The organism is Brevundimonas sp. UBA2416 (assembly GCF_002343105.1).
GTDB lineage: Bacteria > Pseudomonadota > Alphaproteobacteria > Caulobacterales > Caulobacteraceae > Brevundimonas.
This window is the reverse complement of the sequence record NZ_DDRM01000048.1, coordinates 1-3,286: the sequence shown is the minus strand read 5'-3', so window position 1 is coordinate 3,286 and position 3,286 is coordinate 1. Positions and strand designations below refer to the sequence as shown.

Genomic DNA, 3,286 nt, shown 5'->3' with positions numbered 1-3,286 from the left:
GCCGATCGAGTGGAAGATCGAGGAACAGTACCGCGCCAAGGGCCGCCGCAAGGACGAGGTCTCCAAGGCCGAGTTCCGCCAGGCCTGCCGCGAATACGCCGCCGGCTGGATCGACGTGCAGCGCGACCAGTTCAAACGCCTCGGCGTCCTCGGCGACTGGGATCACCGCTACGCCACCATGGACTTCTCCACCGAGGCGGCCATCGTCGCCGAGTTCCACAAATTCAAGAACTCCGGTCAGCTCTATCGCGGCTCCAAGCCGGTGATGTGGTCGCCGGTCGAACGCACCGCCCTCGCCGACGCCGAGATCGAATACCACGACCACGTCAGCCCGACGGTCTGGGTCAAATTCCCCGTCACCGGCGCGACCGACGACCATCCCGACGACCTGCTGGCCTTCCGCCACGCCACGCCCGCCGTGGTGATCTGGACCACAACGCCCTGGACCATCCCGGCCAACCGCGCCATCAGCTACGGCCCCGAGATCGCCTATGGCCTCTATGAGGTCACGGCCATGGAGACCGGGCTGGAGTTCGAACCCTGGGCCAAGCCGGGCGACCGGCTGATCGTGGCCGACAAACTGGCCGAGGACGTGTTCAAGGCCGCGAAGATCGCCTCCTGGACCCGCGTCGACGACCTCAACCCCTCGGGCCTGGAATGCGCCCATCCGCTGGCCGAGCTGTCGCCCGGCTACGGCTTCTCCGTGCCCCTGCTGGCCGGCGACCACGTCACCGACGACGCGGGCACCGGCTTCGTCCACACGGCCCCCGGCCACGGCGCCGACGACTTCGAGGTCTGGAAGGCCCACGGCCATCACGAGGTGCCCGATACCGTCGACCCGGACGGCGCCTACTATGACCACGTCCCCCTCTTCGCCGGCCTCAAGGTGCTGGAGACCGAGGGCAAGAAGACCGGCAAGTTCGGCCCCGCCAACCCGGCCGTGATCGAGAAACTGATCGAGGCCGGCGCCCTGCTGGCCCGCGGCCGGATGGAGCATTCCTACCCCCACAGCTGGCGCTCCAAGGCCCCGATCATCTTCCGCAACACCCCGCAGTGGTTCATCCGTATGGATGCCCCGCTGAACGATGACGGCACCCTGCGCGAGCGGGCGCTTGAGGCCATCGACAAGACGGACTTCCACCCGGAGGCCGGCCGCAACCGCATCCGCTCCATGGTCGAGGGCCGTCCGGACTGGCTAATCAGCCGCCAGCGCGCCTGGGGCACGCCCCTCGCCATGTTCGTCGACAAACAGACGGGCCAGCCGCTGCACGATCCCGCCGTCGATGCCCGCATCGTCGCGGCCGTGGCCGAGGGCGGCGCGGACGCCTGGTTCACCCGTCCCGACGCCGATTTCCTCGGCGCCCACGATCCGGCCCGCTACGAGAAGATCGAGGACATCCTCGACGTCTGGTTCGACTCCGGCTGTACCCACGCCTTCACGCTTGAAGCGCGCGACCCGGCCCATGGCTACACCGGCGACCGCCCGTCGCACTGGCCGGCCGACCTCTACCTCGAAGGCTCGGACCAGCACCGCGGCTGGTTCCAGTCCAACCTGCTCGAAGGCGCCGGCACCCGCGGCCGCGCCCCCTATGACGCCGTCCTGACCCACGGCTTCACCCAGGACGAGAACGGGGAGAAGATGTCCAAGTCGCGGGGCAATACGACCGACCCCGCCGTCGTCATCAAGGAATCCGGCGCCGACATCCTGCGTCTGTGGGTCTCGCTGGTCGACTATGCCGAGGACCAACGGATCGGGAAACAGATCCTGCAGACCACGGTCGACGCCTATCGCAAGCTGCGGAACACCGTCCGCTATCTGCTCGGGGCCCTGGTCGGCTTCGACGAGGCCGAACGCCTGCCGCTCGACCAGATGCCGCCGCTGGAGAAATTCGTCCTGCACCGGCTGTGGGAACTCGATCGCGACGTCCGCAAGGCCTATGCCGAATACCGCTTCCAGGACGTCGTCCGCCCGGTGCTGGAGTTCTGCTCCAACGACCTGTCGGCCCTCTATTTCGACATCCGCAAGGACAGCCTCTACTGCGACCGCCCCGACGCGATCCGCCGCCGCGCGGCCCGCACGGTCATGCATGAGGTCTTCATGCGCCTGACGGCCTGGTTGGCGCCGCTGACTCCCTTCACCATGGAAGAGGCCTGGGGCACGCGCTACCCGGAAGGCGGCTCCAACTGCGCGCGGGTGATCCCGGAAACGCCAGTGGAATGGCAGGACTCCAGCGAAAAGACCCGCTGGAAAGCTATCGAGCGCGTCCTGCTCGTGACGAACGGCGCCCTTGAGATTGATCGCCGTGAAAAGCGGATCGGCACCGGCCTGGATGCCGCCCTGACCGTCTATGTCACTGACGAGCAGATGGCTTTCGCCTTCGAGGGCTTCGACCAACAGGAGATCGCTGACATTTTCCGCGTCAGCCAGGTCCAGCTCGTTCAGGGCTCGCCGCCCGCCGATGCGTTCCAGATGTCGGAAGTGATCAACGTCGCTGCGGTAGTACAGCCCATTACGGACCACCCCAAATGCGCCCGCTCATGGCGGCGTGTGCCGGACGTCGGCTCCGACCCGGACTATCCCGAACTCAGCGCCCGCGATGCAGACGCCGTGCGCTGGTGGGACAACCAACGCAGCTGATGAGCCGCCCGCTCCGGTCGAACCGGAACGGGCGGACTCAGCAGCCGATCAGGACGGCTGGCGGGCCGAGCGTTCGCGCAACTCGACGGCCCGGCGCTCCAGCCGGTCGGCCTGGCTCGCCAGACGCGGCGAAAGGGCCTGCAGCTCTGCGTCGGTGACCGTCTCGCCGCGTTCCCGCGCCCGCTCGATCTGCGTCGCGCGATAGGCCGGATCCCGCAGCCGCGCCGATTCCTCGCGCATCTGTTCGGCCCCGGCGACCATCTGATCAGCGCCCCGGGCCATATGAACCCGCGCATTGGCCATTTCACGAGCGGCGTGTTGGCGAGCGACGCCGGCCTGGGCCCGCGCCTCGGCGGCCGCAGCCATCGCGGCTCTCGCGTGGGTCCGGGCTTCAGGCGCCCCGGCGACGTGAGCGCGAGCTTGGGCACGGGCCTCAATGGCCTCCCGCCGGGCTTCCCTTGCATGGATCCGCGCCTCCACGGCCGCCTGACGGGCCTCGACGACGGCCTGGCGCTCCTGTTCCGTCAGCGGCCGGCTGTTGTGGACCCAGCCTGAGGCGCGAGGCGCACGGGCGGGCGGCGCCGGGGGCGCGGGCGGGGCCGGAGGCGCTGGCGGAGCGACCATCGCGGCATAGGATGCAGGCGGAGC

1 protein-coding gene and 1 pseudogene are annotated in these 3,286 nt (G+C 68.9%); one reads left to right on the top strand and one right to left on the bottom strand.

What is annotated here, in order from left to right; translation table 11 throughout:
• Nucleotides 1-2,638 (top strand): isoleucine--tRNA ligase (gene ileS / locus B3E43_RS16110; protein WP_292031338.1); only part of this gene is annotated, 2,638 nt, incomplete at its 5' end.
• Nucleotides 2,639-2,686: 48 nt separating this feature from the next.
• On the opposite strand, the pseudogene B3E43_RS16105 reads toward ileS, so the two are convergent.
• Nucleotides 2,687-3,286 (bottom strand): annotated as a pseudogene (locus B3E43_RS16105) (peptidase M56); the annotation flags it as partial.